The following is a 19,036-nucleotide window of genomic DNA, read 5'->3' as shown; positions in this document are numbered from 1 at the left end:
ATCGTCCTTGAAGCGGTTCCCCTCGCCAGGGAGGGTGTACGAGCATGACTTCATTCCGAAGCGACATGCCCGGAAGGGGACGAGGTCCGCTCTTGTGCCTGGTGGCGCTGATGCTCCTCAGCCCGCCGGGCCACGCGGCGGAGGCGTCGGAGTGCGATCGACACCTGAGCCAGTATCGGGTCTCGTACTGGCAGCAGGAGGACGGCCTGCCGCTGAATTCGGTCTATGCGCTCGAGCAGGACGACGAGGGCTTTCTCTGGATCGGGACCGAGGCCGGCCTGACGCGGTTTGACGGAGTGTCCTTCGAGCACGTGGACATGGCCCGGGCCGCGACGCCGGCGCCGGAGTTCATCACGAGCCTGGCCCTGGACGACCAGGGCCGGATGCTGATCGGCACCGGCACGGCGGGGGTGTTCGCTGCCTTCGACGGCCGGCTCGAACGGTTGCCCGACATCGATTCGGGCTACATCCAGGAATCCGGCATCGTGATCGGCTCGAACGGCGAGGCCTGGATCTCGATCCTCGACCGTGGCCTCGTCGAGCTCGCCGGCGAGTCGCCGACCCGCATCGACACCTCGTCCGGCCTGGCGGGCTCCACCGTGACCGCGGTGGCGGCGCGCACCGAGGGCGGGTTCTGGATCGGGATGGAGGACGAACGGATCCAGTACTACCACCAGGGAACGGTCCACGATGCGGCGCTGCCGGAGTCGTTGGCGGGCATCTACGTCGAGACCCTCCTGCAGTCGTCGGGCGGCGAGCTGTGGATCGGCTCCCGGGAAGGGCTGTTCCGCTACCACGCCGGCGAGGTGAGCCGCTTCGGTCCCGAAGAAGGGCTTTCGGACGATTTCATCAAGGACATCATGGAGGACGACGAGGGTCGGATCTGGGTCGGCACGGCCGGTGCCGGGTTGGGCCGCCTGTGCGGCGACGCGTTCCAGATGCTCGATGCCAGCGAGGGCCTGACGATCGGGATGGTGCAGGACGTGATGCAGGACCGCGAGGGCAGCATCTGGCTGGCGACCGGCAGCTCGGGCATCGTCCAGCTGAGCAAAGGGGCCGCCGTGCCCCTGACCGCCGAGCAGGGCTTGCCCGCGGCGCCGGTCCTGCCGATCATCCAGGCACCGGACGGAGCGGTCTGGATCGGGACCTTCGGCGGCGGCGTGGTGCGCTGGGCGAGCGGTGAATCGACCGTGTTCGGAACCGCCGACGGCCTGTCGGACGACCGGGTCCTGACCCTGGCCAGCAGTTCGAACGGCGGAATCTGGGTGGGGACCCGCGGCGGGCTCGATCTGATCCGCTCGGGACGCGTCGTTGAATCCTACTCTGACGAACTTCCCCATACGACGATTCCCTCGATCCTGCGCGAGGGCGACACGCTCTGGATCGGCACGATCGACGGCGTGGCAAGGCTGGAGGCCGGCAGCCTGGAAACCGTATCGCCAGCCAGCGGGTCCTACGGCGGACCGGTGGTCAACTTCTTCCGCGATGCCGCGGGCACGCTCTGGATCAGTTCCGACGGCGGCGGTCTCTTCCGCCTGGTCGATGGCATCCCGGAGCGGAGCGCCCTGGAAAGCAGGCTCGCCTTCGATCTGACGGACGATGGACGGGGCGGGTTGTGGATCGCGACCGCCGCCGGCCTCGTGCACTGGGACGGCGAACGGGAGGTGCGGGTGACCCAGGAGGACGGGCTGCCGACCAGCCAGTTCTTTTCCGTGCTCACCGATGGCGATGGCGGACTGTGGTTGAGCAGCAACCTGGGCGTGACCCGGGTCGTCCGGGAGGACCTGGAGCGATTCGTCGGCGGCGAAGACGTTCCGATCCGGTACCGGCATTTCGACGAATCCGACGGCATGCCGCGGGCCGAGACCAACGGCGGCTTCCGTCCCACGGTGATGCGCGACTTGCAGGGGCGCCACTGGTACCCGACCTCCGACGGGGTCGCGATCTTCGATCCGACCTCCCTGGCGGAGGCGCTTCCGGCGCCGCCGCGGCCCGTCATCACCGCCGTGATAGTGGACGCGACCCGCGTGCCCAGCGTCTCGCGCGTCGAACTGCCGCCGAACCCGGGCCTGACGGAAATCGCCTATACGGCGCCGACCTTCCGGAATCCGGAGAAGCTGGAATTCCGCTATCGACTCGTCGGTTACGACCCCGACTGGTACCGTGCCGGCGGGGACAGGGAGGCCCTCTATCGCCAGTTGCCGCCGGGCGAGTTCGAATTCGAGCTCCAGGTCCGCGAGTCGAACGGACCCTGGTCCGGGGTTCGTTCCATGCAGCTCTCGGTCGACTGGATGTACTACGAGAGTCCCTGGTTCTGGTCGGCCATCGGGCTGGTGTCCGCGCTGCTCCTGGGCCTCGTACTGACCTACGAATCGCGGCGGCGCGCGCGGATCCGCGAACGTCGGCAGCAGGCGCAGAAGATCGAGGCCATCGGCATGCTGTCGAGCGGGATCGCCCACGACTTCAACAACATCCTCGCCGCGATCAGCGGGAGCACGGACGTGCTGCTCGCCTCCCTTCCCGAGAACAGTGGTCTGCGGAAGTACGCCGACAGCGTCAGCCGCGCGGCTGCGCGCGGCGCGGGCCTGACCCGGCAGCTTCTTGCGTTCGGACGGCAGCAGTCGGCCGAGCCGCAATGGGTGGACCTGTCCGCCGAGCTGTCGAGCCTGAAGAACCTCCTGCGGCCGCTGCTTCCCGATACGATCGACATGACGGTGGACATCCAGGAGTCCGTGGGCGAGTGCTTCATCGACCCGGTGCACGTTCAGCAGATCGTGCTGAACCTGGTCATCAACGCGAGGGACGCCATGCAGCAGGGCGGAACGATCCACCTGAAGCTGGCGCGCCGGAGCCTGGAGGACACGGCGGGTTCGGCCACCCACCAGCGCGGGCAGCGCTTCGCCTGCATCGTGATCGAGGACACCGGCACGGGCATGGATGCCGCGACGCGAGCGCGCATCTTCGAGCCGTTCTTCACCACCAAGCCGGCCGGCCTGGGAACCGGCCTGGGCTTGTCCGTGATCCACGGCATCGTGCAGGATGCCGGCGGATATGTCGATGTTCGATCGCGTCCCGGAGCGGGGACCGCAGTCCATGTCTGTCTGCCCGTGTCGCGCCGGGGATCGGACCCGAGCCAGGAGAACGACGATGCCTGAGCGCCGCGTGCTCATCCTCGACGACGATGCCGGAGCGGCCGAGGCGCTCGGCTTCATGCTCGAATCGCTCGGTGCGCAACCGCGCGTCGCGCAGGACGCCGAAGCCTTCTTCGGGACGATCCGGGAGTGGTCGCCGGACATCGTCTGCCTCGACCTGGTCATGCCCCGGGTGGACGGGGTGGAGGTGATCCACCGCCTTGCCGAGGAGGGGTTCGATGCCGGGATCATCATCAGCAGCGGCGTGGGCAGTCGGGTACTGGACGCGGCGCGCCGCGCGGCGGTGGAACATGGGCTGCGCGTTGTCGGTACCCTGCCGAAACCCTTTGCGTTGTCGAGACTCAAGGAACTGCTCCATCGCTCGACCCCGCATGGGCCGTCGGTGTCATCGGAGGACTCCGAGGGCCGGGAGTGGTCGGATGCCGACCTCCGCAATGCGGTCGCCGAGCAGCAGATCCGGCTCGTCTACCAACCGAAGTTCCGGTGCCGGAACCGTGAAGTGAGGGGCTTCGAAGCGTTGGCGCGCTGGCACCATCCCGAGCACGGGATCATCGCCCCGGATGCGTTCGTCCCGGCCCTGGAACAGGCCGGCCTGATGGGCGAAATGACGCAGCAGGTGCTGAGGGAGGCGTTCTGCTGGCTGGATGCGCTGAACCGGTCGGCGGCCCGGTCCGGCGACCCCTACACGGTTGCGGTGAACCTGTCGGCGGCGGCACTCAGGAGCGCGGATTTCGTCGAGGACGTGTGGGGCCTGTGCAGCGAATGCGGAATCGAGCCGCAGCTGATCACGCTGGAGCTGACCGAAACCGCTGCGATGGAGGATGCGAAGCAGGCCCTCGCGCTACTGACGCGGCTGCGCATGAAGGGCTTCCACGTGGCGATCGATGATTTCGGGACGGGCTATTCCTCGATGGCGCAGTTGTCGAGACTGCCCTTCGACGAGATCAAGATCGACAAGTCCTTCGTCGTCCCCGCGCTGGAGTCCCGCGACAGCCAGGCGATCATCAAGTCGACCGTGGACCTGGGCCGCAGTCTCGGGCTGCGGGTGGTCGCCGAGGGGGTCGAGGACGAAGCGACCCTGGACTATCTGAACGAGATCGGGTGCGACCAGGCGCAGGGCTACCTCGTGGCTGCCCCGATGCCCGGCGAAGAAGTCCTCGACTGGCTGCGCGGCACCTCGCGATCCCGGTGAGCTTCGCGGCCCGGCATCCGGACTCCGCTAAGTAGAACAAGTCGTCGACCACCCGGGGCTCCGGCGGCGCGACGGGCCGCGGCCGGCGGTCGGCCACGACGACGTTCAGGCCTTCTTCGCGGCGTCCAGAAGGTAGGCGCGCAGCCACTCGAGCGCTTCGGCATTCAGCCCGGCGCCGGCGGTGAAATCGCCCTGGTCGGACGAAATGTGCAGCCGCTTGCCCTGCAGCTTCAGCGTTCGCCCGTGGGGTGGGCGCGCTTCCCTTCGCGGTCCCGCAGTTCGATGCCTTCGATCGCGGCCAGGTCGACCTCGAAGTTGCGTTGCTTCTGGTGGGGCGCGACGTGACTGAGCGTGCCGTCGGCGATCGTCAGTCGGCGGGGATTGGCCTTGCCGAGGAACTGCATGAGCAGGCCGAAGCCGGCGAACACCAGTCCTCCCGCGGCCAGGCCGAACTGCATGGTGAGGACGCCGAGCACGGTCATGACCCCACCGAGAATGATGAACAACCGGACGAGCAGCGGCGATTCCGGCGCCCGCAGAGCCACGCTCACTCGGCCATCGCCCCCGCATCGCCGAACACGCCGGCGGGAACGACATCGTTGATGGTCCAGGCCAGCAGGCCGACCAGGGCCGCGAGGAAGAGCCCGAGGACCAGGGGTTTGCCGCCGCTGCGGACCTCGATCTCGATCGGCAGGGCGTCGAACGAGCTCCGGGCGTCGACAAGGACGCCGTCGTACTTGTACTCCTTCGGCATGGCGATGCTCCCGGATTGCGCGCGTACTTCACCCAAATACGCAAACGCGCCCGGAGTCCATCCGGCGTGGCTACCGGATCGATTCCCGATTCAATTCCCGGTTCGATTCCCCGATCAGTCCCGTTCTGCGCGCATGCTCGATCATGTCGTCGGTGTTGTCGCTGAGCAGCAGGGCGCAGTCGGCGCGTTTCGCGGCTTCCGCCAACTGCTCGATCTCGCCGGCGCGGGTGGAGGAGCCGGTCACGTCGCGGATATAGACCGCCGTGACGCGGCCGGGATGGCGCTCGACGATGTCGAGGTAGACCTCCGGGTCGTGCTGGCCGCTGTCGCCGATCAGCACGAACGGGAGATCGTCGTACAAGTCGAGCATGTCCTCGATGACATCGCGCTTGTGGTCGACCGCACGTCGCGGCAGCGGCCGTTGCACGGTCAGGCCCCAGTCGCGCAGGAACAGCACCGGGCCGACCGGGATGTCGTGTCGCTGGAAGAAGGCCTCGAGCATCTCGTAGATGCTCCAGGGCGCGCGCGACACGTACAGCATCGGGTTGTCCTGCTGGCCGTCCGGTCCGGCATGCAGGGCACGGTAGAAGTCGCCGACCCCGGGGAAGGCTTCGCGCGATTCCGCGCCGGTGGCGAACAATCGCCAGATCATCTTCAGCTTGTTGGCCACGCCGGTGTACATCACGGTGTCGTCGATGTCGCTGATGACGACGAACCCGGCGCGGCGCGGCGCCACGTAGATCTCCACATCGGCGCAGATGTCCGCGTCGTCCGCCAGGCAAAGCCGGACCTCGTTCAGGCCTTCGGAAAGCGGCAGGCCCTGCGCCTCTTCGACGCGAAAGCCGAAATAGCCGTACTTGTCGGTCGTGGTCCGGAACTCGCGGTCACCGACGGCGAGCACGACCTCCTGGTCACTCGCTCCCCGCCGGAACAGGCGGCGGACGAAGCGCAGCAGGTCCCGCAGGAAGCGACCCTGGGGCGCGACGGACGCCCGCCCGGGCTGCCGGAACACGCGGCCCACCAGGGCCAGGCGATGGCTGGAGCCGTAGCCGCGGTAGGGCTGGATCATTCGCCCCTTGTGCTCGCTGCCGCGCCGGATCGGGCGGGCAATCACACGCAGCAGCTTCTTGATCATGGTCATGGCCGGACGATCATGGGTCGGGTCCCTTCTGAAGCGCGCAACCGACCATACCAAGCCGCGCGCGGAGGGAAGGTGTCGGTGGCGTCGGGCCTCGGTCCGCGGTCACGGGCCGCGCGTCATCAGGACGCCCGCCGGTTTGCGTGGCCGGGTCGGGTTCGCTACATTGCCCGATCGATCCTTCCGAGACCGCGACGCGACGATGAACGACGCAGACCGCGAGAGTAGTGGACGCCGACGCAGCATCCTGAAGGGAATCGGCCTGTCGACCGGCGGCCTGGTCGTCCTGACGCTGTGCGGGCTGGTCGCCTGGGGCGTGATCATCGAGCCGCGCTTCCTGCTCGACGTTCGAACGGAGACCGCCGAAGTCCGGAACCTGCCGCCGTCCTGGGAAGGGGAGACCCTCGTGCTGATGGCCGACCTGCAGGTCGGCATGTGGCTGGACAATGACGGCATGGTGCGCAAGGCCGTGCGGAAGGCGATCGAACTCGGTCCCGCCGCGGTGCTGATCGCCGGCGATTTCATCTACGGCGAGAGCCCGGATCGCATCGAACGCGCGGTGGAGCTCGTCCGTCCGCTGGCCGAGGCCGGCATCCCGACCTATGCGGTGTTCGGCAACCACGACTATTCCCTGATGTTCCGGGACAGCGAGCTCGATGAAGGCGCGGCGGGCGAGCTGGCCGCCCGGCTCGAGGACGTCGGCATCGAGGTGCTCGAGAACGAAGCCCGGCCGATGCCCTCCCGGCGCGGCGGCGCGCCGCTGCACGTCGTCGGCATCGGATCGGAATGGGCCGGCCGGAGCCGCTCGAGGGATGCGCTGGCGCAGCTCCCCGACGCCGAGCCACGCGTGGTCCTGATGCACAATCCGCTGGGCTTCCGCGATCTGCCCGCCTACGCCGGATCGCTGACGCTGAGCGCCCACACCCACGGCGGCCAGCTGCGCATTCCGTTCACCCGGTCGACCAGCTGGCTGGACATCACCAAGGAGCGCGAGGTCCTGGCCGACGGCTGGGGCGAGCAGGGCGTCGGTGCGACGGGGAACCGCATCTACGTGAACCGGGGCATCGGGTTCTCGTCGATCCCGGCCCGCTTCCGGTGCCGGCCGGAGTTGACGGTCTTTCGCCTCGAGCGTGCCGTCGGCGACGTGCCGGCCCATGGTCCCGAGGGCGATAGCGGTGATGACCCGGGAACGCCCGACGAAGGGGACGGCGAGCCCTGATCGGTTGCTGGTACAGACGATTTTCGCGCGGCCGGACCGGGCCGCAGCGCCATCGATTTCGAAGAAAGGAACCCTCCGGACATGGTGAACAAACAACTGCTCGACGCATCGGTGCGGCCGATCGAAGACCTCCGCGCGTGGCTTTCGGACCACATCAGCCGGGAACAGGCCCGATTGCTGATCGCGCTGCTGGTCTTCTCGCTGCTCGTGCTGGGCTTCATCGGCCTGGCCGACCAGGTGACCGAGGGCGAAACCCGGAAGATGGACGAGCGGCTGTTCCTGATGCTGCACGAGGACGACGGCACGCCGATCGGACCGGAGTGGGTCGAGGAGATCGGCCGCGACGCGACCGCGCTGGGCGGCAACACGATCCTCACGCTGGTCGCACTGGCCGTGTTCGGCTACCTGGGGCTCAACCAGCGCTGGAAGGACGCCTCGATCGTTGCGATCTCCGTCATCGGCGGCGTGATCGTCAGCCTGTTGCTCAAGGAACTCTTCGACCGGCCGCGACCCGACCTCGTCCCCCACCTGTCGCATACGTTGACCTCGAGCTTTCCGAGCGGACACTCGATGCTGGCGGCGGTGACCTACCTGACCCTGGGCGCCCTGGTGGCCGAGATGGCCGAGCGGAAGCGCCAGGTCGTCTATCCGCTGGTCGTCGCGCTGCTGCTGACGGTGATGGTCGGGGTGAGCCGCGTGCACGTCGGCGTGCACTGGCCAACGGATGTGCTGGGCGGATGGATGATGGGTGCGGCCTGGGCGTTGCTTTGCTGGACGGTGATCCGCTGGCTCCAGCGGCATCGTGCCCTGACCGGCAAGGGGGACGAATCGAACGACCCGATCGAACAGGATCGCCTGACCGCCAGCGACGAGTGAGCGTTTTCGGCGGCGTGCGAGAGCCCGGCGGTTCCGACGGGTTGGGCCACGCCCGGTTCAAGGCTCCGCGGGACGCCCATCGGGAATCAGCGCCAGCTTGCCGATCGTGCGGCCCGACTCGATCCGGCGCTGGGCTTCGGCGGCCTCGTCCAGGGGCCAGGTCTCGACGGGGAGCGGACGCAGGTCGCCGGTCCCGAAGCGCTCGAGCAGCCACGCCATGCCTTCGCGCAGACTCGGTGCGTGCGACTGCAGGAAACTCAGGTTGGCGGCCAGCACGCTCCTGTTGGACTTGGTCATGTGCAGCGGGTTGAAGCGAGGGGTCTTCAGCCAGTCGCGCGCGAGCTTCAGCCAGTCAAGGCGGCCGTTTCGCGGAAGCATCGAGGCGAAGCCGTAGACCAGCAGGCGGCCGGTCGGCGCCAGGTGTTCGTAGCTGGCCTTGAGCGTCTTCACCCCGTTGGCATCGAAGACGGCGTCGTAGCCGTCGGGCGCCAGCGATTCGGCGCGGGGCCAAAGATCTTCTTTCGAGGCGTCGATCACCGCGTCCGCGCCCATGTCGAGGGCATGGTCGATCTTGTGCGTGCCGCCGACCACGCCGACGGTGCGCGCACCGGCAAGCCGTCCCAGTTGAAGCACCGCGGAGCCGACGCCGCCAGCGGCGGAATGGACCAGCCAGGTCTCGCCGGGCCTCGGATGAAGCTGGCGGTGGATCATCCACCACGCGGTCAGGAACACGGTCGGCAGGGTCGCGGATTCGGCCATGGTCAGCCTGGCCGGCTTGGCGAACACGCCGTCGACGCCGAGCTTCAGTCGGCTGGTGTAGCCGTTGAACAGGGTCAGACCGATCACCGCATCTCCGATCGCCCAGTCGTCCACCCCGTCACCGACGGCGGCGATCGTGCCGGCGACTTCGAAGCCGGGCGTGATCGGGTAGCCGTGGAGCTTCTTCGCCGATTCGTACAGGCCCATGCGGACGATGCTGTCGGCGTAGTTGACGCCGGCGGCGGCGACGTCGATCACGACCTCGTTCGGTCCGGGTACCGGGTCGGGCGCTTCGACGAACTCCAGCGCGTCGTAGCCTCCCGGCCTGCGAATCAGGATGCGGTGCATCGGCGAAGAGGATCCACGGGGCCTGCCTCATTGTGCAGGACGGCGCCATGCCGGGTGCGTTCGGCCGGACGCGAGAGCGATCAGCAAGGTCGGTTCGTCGTCGGGCGTGGCGCTCGGCTCGCCGCCGGGGTCGGTCTCAGCCCAGCGCGTCCGGCGCGGGCGGCGAGGTTGCCTCGATGACCGTCGCCGGCTGATGGATGCGGAACCGGTGCCGCGTGTCGGCAGGAATCACGAAGGAGTCGCCCTCGACCAGCGTGTGCGGCGAACCGTCGATCACGACCAGGATTTCGCCGGCAATGACGTAGCCGGCGATTTCGTAGGGCCGGCTGCGGTCCGTCTCGTCGTCGGTGGCGTGGTCTTGCCAGAGCCGGAGCCCGACGCGCTCGCCCTGGGCCAGTTGGCGATCGCCGACCGGGCCCGGCTCGATATCGGCCCGGCGCAGGATCCGCGGCGCCCTCGATGCGTCCTCCGAGTCGCCGCCCCGGTCGTCGCGGTAGTCCGACCCTCGACCGGCTCGTTCGAAGCCGGTGAAGCCATGCGCCTCGGCGGCGAAATCGGCCTCGCGCACGTCGCGTTTCGGTGCGCCGTCGACGTCCTTGCCGTCGGCGTCCAGGTTGTGCGGGGCGTTCTCGCTGTCGATGCCGCTCGGCCGATCGCTCATGGCTGCTTCGCTGCTGGAAAGGTTCTCCACCATCGCGGACGTGCGTGAAACGGGAATGAACCGAGCCGGCCCTGCGGCGCGGCTCGCTTCGCGGCGCTGCTAGCGGGTCGGCAGACGCAGAGGCTGGCGGTTGCTCTCGAAGCCGTCCTCGAACAGCAGTTCGGGGAGGACGGAGGTCACGGTGATCTCGAAGCCGTCGACGGTGGCCGAATCGATCGCGATGCTGATCCGGCCATCGGGAGAGACGAAGGTCTCGCCGACCCGGAACATGGTGCCTTCGTTGGCTCCGTAGTTCGCCGGTGGATCGGCGGTATCGACCGCCCAGGCCGGTTCCGAGCGGCTCGTATCGACGTGCGAGATGATCACCGCGTTGCCGGGCAGGTTGCCGTCGTAGCCGTCGAGCGCGCGCGCCTCGACCGTGTACCAGTCGTCCGTGCCCAGGATCGGGACGCGGATCATCCGCAGGTTCGCGGTCGACGGCACGGTCATGGCGTCGACGATCACGGTAACGCTGGAGTCGGGCAGCACCTCGAGCACTTCGCTCGCCGCGAACCAGCCCAGGATGTCCTTGTGGAACGCGGTGTGGTGCTTGCCGAGACGGCCGAAGGTCGGATCGTCGACCGCGTTGCCGGTCGCCGAGCTCATCACGTCCCAGGGGCTGTCGTAGGGGTTGCCGTCGTTGTCGAAGTTGTTGGCGTGGGGCAGGCCGAAGCCGTGCCCCATCTCGTGCGCGATCACGCCGCTCTGGGCATAGGCCCACGGCGGTTCCCAGGTCACCCGCCAGCTCTTGGTCACGCCGTCGAGCGTGGCGAAGCGGCCGCCGCCCCAGGCACAGCAGTCGAGCTCGGCGTTGAACATCTGGTTGATGCCGGAGAACCCGCCGGTTCCGCCGTTGGAATAGTCCACGAAAGGGTCGGCCGCCGCGGTGCAGTCGTTGAACAGCGCGTTGCGGTTGGAGTTCGAGCCGTTGCCCGGATCGGGCACGTAGAAACCCTGCGGCTGGGGCAGGTCGACCCAGTCGACGGCGGTGCTGCCGACGATATCGATCGTGCCGTAGGACTGCTTGCGCCAGTAGTCGTCGAGGCCGCCGAACGCGTTGGCGTACATGTCCTGGAAATAGGTCCGGTCGCGCGGTTCGTCGGGGATGTCGGCGAACTTGCACAGGATCGACACCCACGGCTGCGAGCCGACCACGCCGCCCCGTGCGCCGGAGCGGTCTTCGAGCAGGGTCAGCGCCAGGGCGCGGCGGACGGTCCGATGCGAGCCGTCGATCGAGGCCGCCGGCGCGGCGAGATGGACTCGCACGCGGCGTCCGTTCCAGGCCAGGAAGCCGCCGTTGAGTGCCGCGAGCTGTTCGCTGACGCCGAATTCCACGATTCCGCCGTGGTCGTCGGTCAGGGTCAGGATCACCTGCGAGGGCGCGCCCGATCCGGGCGGCGGGTCGCCCCAGAGCACGTCCACCCGGCCTTCGATCATCTCGGCGCCGATCGCACCGGCACTGGGCGACAGGCACAGGAGAAACGCGAAGGTCAGGAGTGCGGTCGGTCGTCGGTGCACGGGAGCGGTCCGGGGACGGGTGCGATGCTGGAGTATGCCGCAAGGAACGGATTGGCGGAATCTGCGGGGCCCGGCGCTGCGACGGGCAGGCCGTGTGATGGGGCGCGCATCGGCAGGAGCGGGCCAGTCCTGGCCGGCCAGGGGTGCGCCTTGCGACCGGACCTGGTCGCCCGGAAGCCCGGTCAATGGCCGCTTTCGTTTGCGTGGCGTGATTTACGCGCGGTTTTCGTTTCAAGCGTACACACTGCAATTCTGTCGATGAGGGCTGGGCCATGTTCAAACGACTGCTGGCACTTCTGCTTCTGCTTCCCGGGTCGGCGATGGCCGTGGACGGGGTTCGGGAAATCAATCAGGCCTGCGCGCTGGCGGGCTGCTTTCCGGGCGACTCCCCTGGATTCCCGGTGACGATCAATCTGTCCGGCAGCTTTCGCCTGACCAGCGATCTGGATGTTCGCGGACTGTCGACGCCCCAGAACCGGACCGCGATCGATATCGGCAACGTGGGTGGCTCACCGGCGCTGGACGTGACCATCGACATGAACGGCTTTGCGATCCTCGGCCCGGTGAGTTGCACCGGTAATCCGGTAACGAGCTGTTCTCCCGCCGGCGGGACCGGCGACGGGATCAACACCAATTCCAATTCGAACGCCCACGTCCGGATTCACAACGGCATGATCCGCGGCATGGGGAGGTCCGCGATCAGTTGCGCCAACAACTGCAGAGTCAGTGACGTCTCGGCGGAGCAGAACGGGGGTACGGGATTCGCGGATCCCAACGGGGACAGCCTCTACATGCGCTGCGTCGCGCGTCGCAACGGATCGAACGGCTTCTTCGTCAAGGGCATCGTCCGCGATTCGATTGCCGTGGGCAATGCGAACTACGGTCTGTTCACCAACCCCGACAGCCAGATCATCTCCAGCCAGGTCATCGACAACGGCGGCAACGGCGTGCGGTGTTTCAGCTGCTCGCTGCTCGACAGCCTGGTCAACGACAACGTCGGATTCGGTGTGGAGTTCGGCGGCCGACCCATCTACGGCCGAAACCTGATCGACGGCAACACCGCCGGCGAGATCTCGGGCGCGGCACTGCAAGTCGATATCAACCGCTGTGGCAACGCGGCTTGCTGAGGAGACGGGCATGGAACGCTCACCGATGCATTCTTCAATGAAGATCGCGAGCGGCCTTTTCATCTTCCTGTTGGCCGGCGGGGTCTGCGCGCAGTCCGCGACACCGCTGCAGGTCATCCACTTCTCGGCCGACATCGAGACCACGTTTCCGGGCGACGGCGGCACGCTGTTCCTGAGCGACCATGGGGTTCTCGACTACGACCTCGACGAGGGCTTCGCCGACGGTTCGAACTACCTCGGTGACCTCGGCCCCGCGGACATCGACGCCTATCACGACCTGTCCGACGGTTGCGGGCCTCGCCTGTTCAGCGTCGACATCACCACCGACCTCGGCGGCCTGGTCGTGCGGCCGGCCGACATCGTCAATGATCTCGGCAGCATCGTGCTCGACGGCATTGCCGAAGGCATCCCCGACGGCGTCGACATCGACGCGGTCAGCCGGGACCCCGACAGCTGCCTGATCGTGTTCTCGATCGACGTGACCGCGGACTTCGGCGGCGCGACCTATCGTCCCGGCGACCTGATAGGCTGGGATCCGGGCAGCGGGTTCTCGCTGTACCGCGTCGACAACTTCGGAGTCGACATCGATGCGTTGCACCTGCTCGAGGACGGACGCTACCTGATCAGCACCACCACCGAGGTCGACTACGGCGACCTGACCGCGTCCGACGACCAGGTGGTCGAGGTCATCCCCGGCGGCCCGGGTTCGTTCCAGGTGCTGGCCTTCGACCCGGCCGCACTGGATGCAAGCTGGGGTCCGGCCGACCTCGATGCGCTCGCCGCGGAGCGCAGGGTGTTCCCTGGCACGATCCGCTGGGTGGAGTCGGAGGTTTCGGTGCTCGAGGACGCCGGATCGATTTCCCTGGACGTCGAGCGGGTCGGCGGCAGCGACGGGGCGGTCGACGTCGACTGGGCCTCGTCGTCGGGGACGGCGACCGAGGGCGTGGACTACAACGCCGGCAGCGGGACGCTGAACTTCGCCGACGGCGACACCAGCTTCGGGGTCGTCGTGGTTCCGATCGACGACGCGCTGCTGGAGGGCGACGAGACCTTCACCGTGGCCCTGTCGAACCCGACCAACGGCGCAGCCCTCGGAAGTCCCAGCGTCATCACCGTGACGATCATCGACGACGAGGACTTCATCTTCGCCGACGGCTTCGAGGACTGAAGGTCGGTCGATCGAGCCGCTGCGCTGGCAGGTCGAGAAGGATTCGAGCCCGATCAGCGACGCCGGACCATCATGACCCCGGCGATCCCCAGCACGATGCCGGCCACCCAGTAGAGCAGCGCCTGGTCGCTGACGGTGCCGGTCATCACCTGGCTGAACCAGGTCCCATCGGTCCGGTCGGCCACCAATTGGCCCTGCCAGAGCAGCCATGCGCCACAGGCCAGCAGGATCCACCCCAGCAGCTTGCTCTTCGGCATCCTTCGGTCCTCCGGGTCCGACTCCTGGTTCGAGCATACCCCAGAAATCGAGGGTTTCCGCTCGCTTGCACTGCTGCGGGTGCGCTCGGATAATCAGCGACCTGCATTCCTGATGGGAGCTTCACCATGATGTCCAACCGAACCCTGCTTCCCCTTGCACTCCTTTCCCTCCTGCTCGCCGGCTGCGGTTCCGGCGACGATTCCGGGTCCGCGTCCTCCGCGCCGGAACCGGCACCGATGGATGCGGCGACGGCCGATGAACCGACGGCCGGTGAGTCGACGACCGCCGAAGCCATGGACGACGACGGCATGGCAAACGGCTCCACGACCGACGAGGCCGGCGGACGCCTGGCGGCGATCCTCGCCGACCAGCCCGAGGAGGTCCGCGCGCGCTACGACGCCCGGAACCCGCAGGAGACGCTGGAGTTCTTCGGCATCGAGCCGGGCATGACGGTGGTCGAGGCCCTGCCCGGCGGTGGCTGGTACACCCGCATCCTGTTGCCGTACCTGGGCGCGGACGGCACGCTGATCGGTGCCAACTACCCGATCACCCTGTTCGAGCAGTTCGAGTTCGCCACGGAAGAGTTCCTGGCCGAACTGGCCGGCTGGGCCGAGGCGTTCCCGGCCCAGGCGGGCGGCTGGTGCGAAGACGACTGCGCCACGGTCCGGGCGTACTGGATGGGCGATCTCCCCGAGGACCTGCGAGGCACGGCCGACGCGGTGCTCTACATCCGCGCGCTGCACAACATGGCGCGATTCCAGAACGAGGGCATCGACGATTACCTCGACCAGGCCTTCGCCGATGCCTTTGCGGTGCTCAAGCCGGGCGGGGTGATGGGCGTGGTTCAGCACGCGGCCGGCGAGGACATGCCGGCGGCCTGGGCCAGCGGCGAGGCCGGCTACCTCAAGCCGTCGTTCGTCATCGCCCAGGCCGAGGCCGCCGGCTTCGAGCTCGAGGCCGAGAGCGACATCAACGCCAATCCCGCCGACAAGCCCACCGCCGAGGACATCGTCTGGCGGCTGGCGCCGAGCCTGGGCACCACGGAAGAAGGCACCGAGGCGCGCGCCGAAATGGAGGCGATCGGCGAGTCGAACCGGATGACGCTGAAGTTCCGCAAGCCGGAGTGATGTGCCGCCGACGCGCGGGACGATCGGAGGGCATCCAGCCCCTTATCGACCCCCTTGCCTGGCGTCCGTCCGATGTCGAGCACGAGAATTCCGGCTGGACGTAACACCGTCGCCCCGGGCTCGGCCCGTGGGCCGTCGATGTTCTGATCCCGGCCCGGCCGTTTCGTGGGCCGGGCAAGGACTACGCGAAACTCGAAGTCACTGGATCCCGGCTCAAGGCCGGGACGACGGGATGGGCTACACGCTGGAACCCGGCGCGCGGCCGGGATGGAAGGCGCGTCGTCTCGCCGCAAACCCGCCTTTGCGCCGGGAGACAGGGAAGGCGTGCGGGGCGCCGGAGCTTCCCGGGTCGACCGGATGCCCCGTTAACGGGTAACCCGCGCGCAACAAAGTCGGGCTAGACTCCCTCGCTGCTGACCCCACGCCAACCACACGAGAGGGACCCCCGTGACGGGCCAAATCACCAGGAAATTCGCCGCGGCATCGGTTGCCGCGGTCCTCGCCGCTCTGCTTTCCGTACCTGCGCTGGCGCAGGACCTGTGGATCAACGAATTCCACTACGACAACGGCGGCGGTGACGTCGGCGAGTTCGTCGAGGTGGTGGTGGCCGACAGCGTGGCGACCGCGCCGGCGAACCTGTCGGTGGTGCTCTACAACGGCAGCAACGGCACGGACTATGCCACCCACACGCTCGACACGTTCACGGCCACCTCGGTTCCCGGCTTCACGATCTACGACAAGGCGATCTCGGGCATCCAGAACGGCGGACCCGACGGCCTCGCGCTGGTCGATGGCGCTGCGGTCGTCCAGTTCCTGAGCTACGAGGGCAGCTTCACGGCGACCAGCGGGCCGGCCTCGGGCCAGACTTCGGTCGATATCGGCGTGGCCGAGGACGGCGGTACCCAGATCGGCGAGTCGCTGCAGCTGACCGGTTCCGGCTCGAGCTATGCCGACTTCGCCTGGCAGGCGCCGGCGGCCGACAGCCCGGGCGCGGTCAATGGGGGCCAGACGCTCGTCGCGCCGACGGTGCTCCCGCTGTTCAACGAGATCGACGTGACCAACCAGTTCATCGAGATCGTCGGCGAGCCGGGCACGGACCTCAGCGATTTCGACTTCATCGTGATCGATCTGGGCGGCAGCGTTATCCGTCACTTCGACCTGAGCAACAGCATCCAGGCGGACGGCTACTGGCTCGGTGGCGGCTTCGGTCTCTTTGCCGGCTACGGAGTCGACGGGTCGGAAGTCGAGCAGACGTTCAATTGGAACGGAGATGCCGATTCCGTCACCTACTTCCTGGTCCAGGGGTTCACCGGTGCGGTCAACGACGACCTCGATACGGACAACGACGGCATGCTGGACGCGACGCCCTGGGCGGCGGGCGCCAGCGACGTGGCCTTCAGCCTGAACGGCAATGCGGTCCAGGTCTACAGCGACAACCTGTTCAATCGTCCCGACGTTGCCGGCGCGTTCCTCTGCCCCGACGAGACCGGCGCCTGGGTGGGCATGCAGTCCTCGCCCGACGACGGCACGCCGGGTCAGCCCAACAACTGCGCGGGCCGTATCCCGCCGAGCGTGACCGCGGTCGATCCCACCGACGGCGCCACGGCGGTGCCGGTGGGCACGTCGCTGACGATCGACTTCGATCGCACCGTCGACGCAACCGGCGCCGCGGTCACGCTTGACTGCGGGGCCGGTGCAGTCCCGTTCTCCGGCCTGCCCCAGACCGGCGTCACCCAGCTGGTGATCACGCCCGACAGCGACCTGCCGCTGAACGTGGAATGCTTCGCCGCCGTGATCGCGAGTGAGGTGACCAACGCCGCCGGCGACCCGATGGTCGCCGACGTCGACTGGGCGTTCCGGACCGAACTCGGTGCGCTGGAGATCCACGAGATCCAGGGGTCCGGCGCAGCCTCGGCCTTCGACGGCCAGGTCGTGACCACCGAGGGCAACGTGGTCACGGCCGTGACGGCCGACGGCTTCTTCATGCAGACGCCGGATGCGCGGGCCGACGGCGACGTCGATACCTCCGACGGCATCTTCGTGTTCACCAACACGGCACCGACGGTCGCGATCGGTGATCTCGTCGACGTCACAGGCGAGGTGGTGGAGTTCTTCGAGTTCACCGAATTCACCAACAACCCGACCGTGACCGTGGTCGGCACCGGTCCGCTGCCGACGCCGGTGACCTTCGACGCCAGCGTGCCGTCGCCGAACCGCATGGCGCCGTCGTGTGCGATCGAGTTCGAGTGCTACGAAGGCATGCGCGTGTCGATGCCCGAGGGCATCATCGGTTCGGGCAACCAGGAGTTCGGCAGCGAACCGCTGGCGGAGGTCTCGGTCAAGGCCGGCGGCCTGCGCAACCTGCGCGAGCCGGGCATCGAGTTCCCTGGACAGCCGGGCCTGCCGACCTGGGACGGCAACCCGGAAGTCTTCGAGATCAGCCCGGCCGCGCTCGGCCTGCCCGAGCTGGCCCTGTTCGGCGGCACCCGGGTCCAGGCCGAGGGCGTCCTGGCCTTCAGCTTCGGCGACTACGAACTGTGGCCGTCGGTGCTGAACATCCTCGACGAACCGACGCTGCCGGGCACCGTCGCGCCGCCCGCGGCCGGCGAGGTGGCGATCGGCTCGATCAACGTGCTGCGCCTGTTCGACGACGTCGACGACCCGGGCACCGACGACCCGATCGTGGACCCGGCGGTCTATGCCGAGCGCCTGGATCGCTTCGCCGATCACATCGTCAACACGATGAGCGCACCGGCGGTGATCGCCTTCCAGGAGGTCGAGAGCGCGGGCGTGCTGCAGGACCTGGCGGCCGAGATCGCCGCGCTCGATCCGTCGCTGGTCTATTCGGCCGAGCTGATCGAGGGCAACGACGTCGGCGGAATCGACGTCGGCTACCTCGTCCGCGACGACGTCACGGTGCTGAACGTGGACCAGCTCGGCGAGAACGAGATTCTCAGCTTCGACGGCTCGCTGCTGCACGACCGGCCGCCGCTGCTGCTGCAGGTTCGTTTCACCGATGGACCGGACACGCTCGACGTCAACCTGCTGGCGGTGCACAACCGCTCCCTGGGCGGCATCGACGGCTCGGAGGCGACCCGCATCCGGACCAAGCGCCTGGAGCAGGGCCAGTCGATCGGCCAGATGGTCCAGGACCTGCAGACGGCCCAGCCGGAGACGCCGCTGATCGTGCTCGGCGACTTCAACGCCTACGAGTTCAGCGACGGCTACGTCGACCTCACCGGCCAGATCGCGGGGACCGCGGTCGATGCCGACAACGACTTCTGGGCCCCGCCGATCCCGTCGCCGGCGCTGGAGAACGCGACCCTGTCCCTGCCGCCCCAGCAGCGCTACAGCTTCGTGTTCCAGGGCACGGCGCAGGCGCTGGACCACGCGCTGTACAGCCGGGCGGCCGCTCCGCACTTCCTGGCCATGGCCTACACGCGGGGCAGCGCCGATGCGCCCGAGGTCTACAACGATACGCCGCCGGTCGGCGAGGAGAGCCTGGGCGTCTCGGACCACGATTCCTTCGTGATCCAGCTGTCGATCATCGCGGAGTTGCTGTTCGCCGACGGCTTCGAGTCGAACTGATCGGCGAAGCGCGGTCGACGCGGTCGGGTCCCCCGGGGCCCGACCGGGATTTCCTGCGCAACGCGGGTGCGGGCGCGGGCCTTGCGCGGACGGCGCGGGATTCCCGAGCGCC

At 68.1% G+C, this 19,036-nt stretch carries 15 protein-coding genes; 8 read left to right on the top strand and 7 right to left on the bottom strand.

Features of this window, described 5'->3' with window-relative positions; translation table 11 throughout:
• Positions 1–44 precede the first annotated feature (44 nt).
• Positions 45–3,155, top strand: coding sequence for a hypothetical protein (locus KUV67_05115; protein MBY6204249.1), 3,111 nt, complete (start codon positions 45–47; stop codon positions 3,153–3,155).
• Positions 3,148–4,344: an EAL domain-containing response regulator gene (locus KUV67_05110; GenBank protein ID MBY6204248.1), complete on the top strand. Its 1,197-nt coding sequence runs from the start codon at positions 3,148–3,150 to the stop codon at positions 4,342–4,344. The genes KUV67_05115 and KUV67_05110 overlap by 8 nt, the downstream gene beginning before the upstream one ends.
• Positions 4,345–4,574: 230 nt before the next feature.
• Here the strand turns inward: KUV67_05110 and KUV67_05105 are convergent, their stop codons facing one another.
• The 3 genes from KUV67_05105 to KUV67_05095 all read right to left on the bottom strand — a co-directional run bounded on the left by KUV67_05105 (position 4,575) and on the right by KUV67_05095 (position 6,239).
• Positions 4,575–4,895: a hypothetical protein gene (locus tag KUV67_05105; GenBank protein ID MBY6204247.1), complete on the bottom strand. Its 321-nt coding sequence runs from the start codon at positions 4,893–4,895 to the stop codon at positions 4,575–4,577.
• Entirely contained in the window at positions 4,892–5,098 is a 207-nt protein-coding gene (locus KUV67_05100; GenBank protein MBY6204246.1) for a hypothetical protein, read from the bottom strand. Before KUV67_05100 ends, KUV67_05105 begins: the two co-directional genes overlap by 4 nt.
• 70 nt (positions 5,099–5,168) lie before the next feature.
• Positions 5,169–6,239: a DUF2183 domain-containing protein gene (locus KUV67_05095; GenBank protein MBY6204245.1), complete on the bottom strand. Its 1,071-nt coding sequence runs from the start codon at positions 6,237–6,239 to the stop codon at positions 5,169–5,171.
• 199 nt (positions 6,240–6,438) lie between these two features.
• On the opposite strand from KUV67_05095, the gene KUV67_05090 reads away from it, so the two are divergent.
• The gene (locus KUV67_05090; GenBank protein MBY6204244.1) at positions 6,439–7,455 is read left to right on the top strand and encodes a metallophosphoesterase; all 1,017 of its coding nucleotides are present in this window, start codon (positions 6,439–6,441) and stop codon (positions 7,453–7,455) included.
• A gap of 81 nt (positions 7,456–7,536) precedes the next feature.
• Positions 7,537–8,331 carry a phosphatase PAP2 family protein gene (locus tag KUV67_05085; protein ID MBY6204243.1) on the top strand — a complete coding sequence of 265 codons (795 nt, stop codon included), beginning with the start codon at positions 7,537–7,539 and terminating at the stop codon, positions 8,329–8,331.
• Between the two features lie 57 nt (positions 8,332–8,388).
• Here KUV67_05085 and KUV67_05080 read toward each other — a convergent pair whose 3' ends face one another.
• The 3 genes from KUV67_05080 to KUV67_05070 all read right to left on the bottom strand — a co-directional run bounded on the left by KUV67_05080 (position 8,389) and on the right by KUV67_05070 (position 11,656).
• Complete coding sequence (locus KUV67_05080) at positions 8,389–9,438, bottom strand: zinc-binding dehydrogenase (protein MBY6204242.1); 1,050 nt, start codon at positions 9,436–9,438, stop codon at positions 8,389–8,391.
• A 136-nt stretch (positions 9,439–9,574) separates the two neighbouring features.
• Positions 9,575–10,099, bottom strand: coding sequence for a cupin domain-containing protein (locus tag KUV67_05075; protein MBY6204241.1), 525 nt, complete (start codon positions 10,097–10,099; stop codon positions 9,575–9,577).
• Between the two features lie 99 nt (positions 10,100–10,198).
• Positions 10,199–11,656: a hypothetical protein gene (locus KUV67_05070; GenBank protein MBY6204240.1), complete on the bottom strand. Its 1,458-nt coding sequence runs from the start codon at positions 11,654–11,656 to the stop codon at positions 10,199–10,201.
• Between the two features lie 272 nt (positions 11,657–11,928).
• On the opposite strand from KUV67_05070, the gene KUV67_05065 reads away from it, so the two are divergent.
• Entirely contained in the window at positions 11,929–12,783 is an 855-nt protein-coding gene (locus tag KUV67_05065; protein MBY6204239.1) for a right-handed parallel beta-helix repeat-containing protein, read from the top strand.
• Positions 12,784–12,808: 25 nt separating this feature from the next.
• Positions 12,809–13,951: a hypothetical protein gene (locus KUV67_05060; GenBank protein ID MBY6204238.1), complete on the top strand. Its 1,143-nt coding sequence runs from the start codon at positions 12,809–12,811 to the stop codon at positions 13,949–13,951.
• Between the two features lie 53 nt (positions 13,952–14,004).
• Here the strand turns inward: KUV67_05060 and KUV67_05055 are convergent, their stop codons facing one another.
• Positions 14,005–14,208: a DUF3185 family protein gene (locus KUV67_05055; GenBank protein ID MBY6204237.1), complete on the bottom strand. Its 204-nt coding sequence runs from the start codon at positions 14,206–14,208 to the stop codon at positions 14,005–14,007.
• 126 nt (positions 14,209–14,334) lie between these two features.
• Between KUV67_05055 and KUV67_05050 the strand changes: the two genes are divergently transcribed.
• Entirely contained in the window at positions 14,335–15,336 is a 1,002-nt protein-coding gene (locus KUV67_05050) for a hypothetical protein (protein MBY6204236.1), read from the top strand.
• A gap of 447 nt (positions 15,337–15,783) precedes the next feature.
• Complete coding sequence (locus KUV67_05045) at positions 15,784–18,924, top strand: Ig-like domain-containing protein (protein MBY6204235.1); 3,141 nt, start codon at positions 15,784–15,786, stop codon at positions 18,922–18,924.
• Positions 18,925–19,036: the final 112 nt, after the last annotated feature.

The sequence above is a fragment of the Halomonas denitrificans genome, assembly GCA_019800895.1.
Lineage (GTDB): Bacteria > Pseudomonadota > Gammaproteobacteria > Xanthomonadales > Wenzhouxiangellaceae.
The sequence above is the reverse complement of the archived record's forward strand: the minus strand, read 5'-3'. Positions and strand labels throughout refer to the sequence as shown.

Bases quoted from the DNA above. Each gene is read 5' to 3' on its own strand.
- KUV67_05115 (MBY6204249.1), top strand. From the start codon at position 45: ATGACTTCATTCCGAAGCGACATGCCCGGAAGGGGACGAGGTCCGCTC.
- KUV67_05110 (MBY6204248.1), top strand. From the start codon at position 3,148: ATGCCTGAGCGCCGCGTGCTCATCCTCGACGACGATGCCGGAGCGGCC.
- KUV67_05100 (MBY6204246.1), bottom strand. From the start codon at position 5,098: ATGCCGAAGGAGTACAAGTACGACGGCGTCCTTGTCGACGCCCGGAGC.
- KUV67_05095 (MBY6204245.1), bottom strand. From the start codon at position 6,239: ATGACCATGATCAAGAAGCTGCTGCGTGTGATTGCCCGCCCGATCCGG.
- KUV67_05090 (MBY6204244.1), top strand. From the start codon at position 6,439: ATGAACGACGCAGACCGCGAGAGTAGTGGACGCCGACGCAGCATCCTG.
- KUV67_05085 (MBY6204243.1), top strand. From the start codon at position 7,537: ATGGTGAACAAACAACTGCTCGACGCATCGGTGCGGCCGATCGAAGAC.
- KUV67_05080 (MBY6204242.1), bottom strand. From the start codon at position 9,438: ATGCACCGCATCCTGATTCGCAGGCCGGGAGGCTACGACGCGCTGGAG.
- KUV67_05075 (MBY6204241.1), bottom strand. From the start codon at position 10,099: ATGAGCGATCGGCCGAGCGGCATCGACAGCGAGAACGCCCCGCACAAC.
- KUV67_05065 (MBY6204239.1), top strand. From the start codon at position 11,929: ATGTTCAAACGACTGCTGGCACTTCTGCTTCTGCTTCCCGGGTCGGCG.
- KUV67_05060 (MBY6204238.1), top strand. From the start codon at position 12,809: ATGCATTCTTCAATGAAGATCGCGAGCGGCCTTTTCATCTTCCTGTTG.
- KUV67_05055 (MBY6204237.1), bottom strand. From the start codon at position 14,208: ATGCCGAAGAGCAAGCTGCTGGGGTGGATCCTGCTGGCCTGTGGCGCA.
- KUV67_05050 (MBY6204236.1), top strand. From the start codon at position 14,335: ATGATGTCCAACCGAACCCTGCTTCCCCTTGCACTCCTTTCCCTCCTG.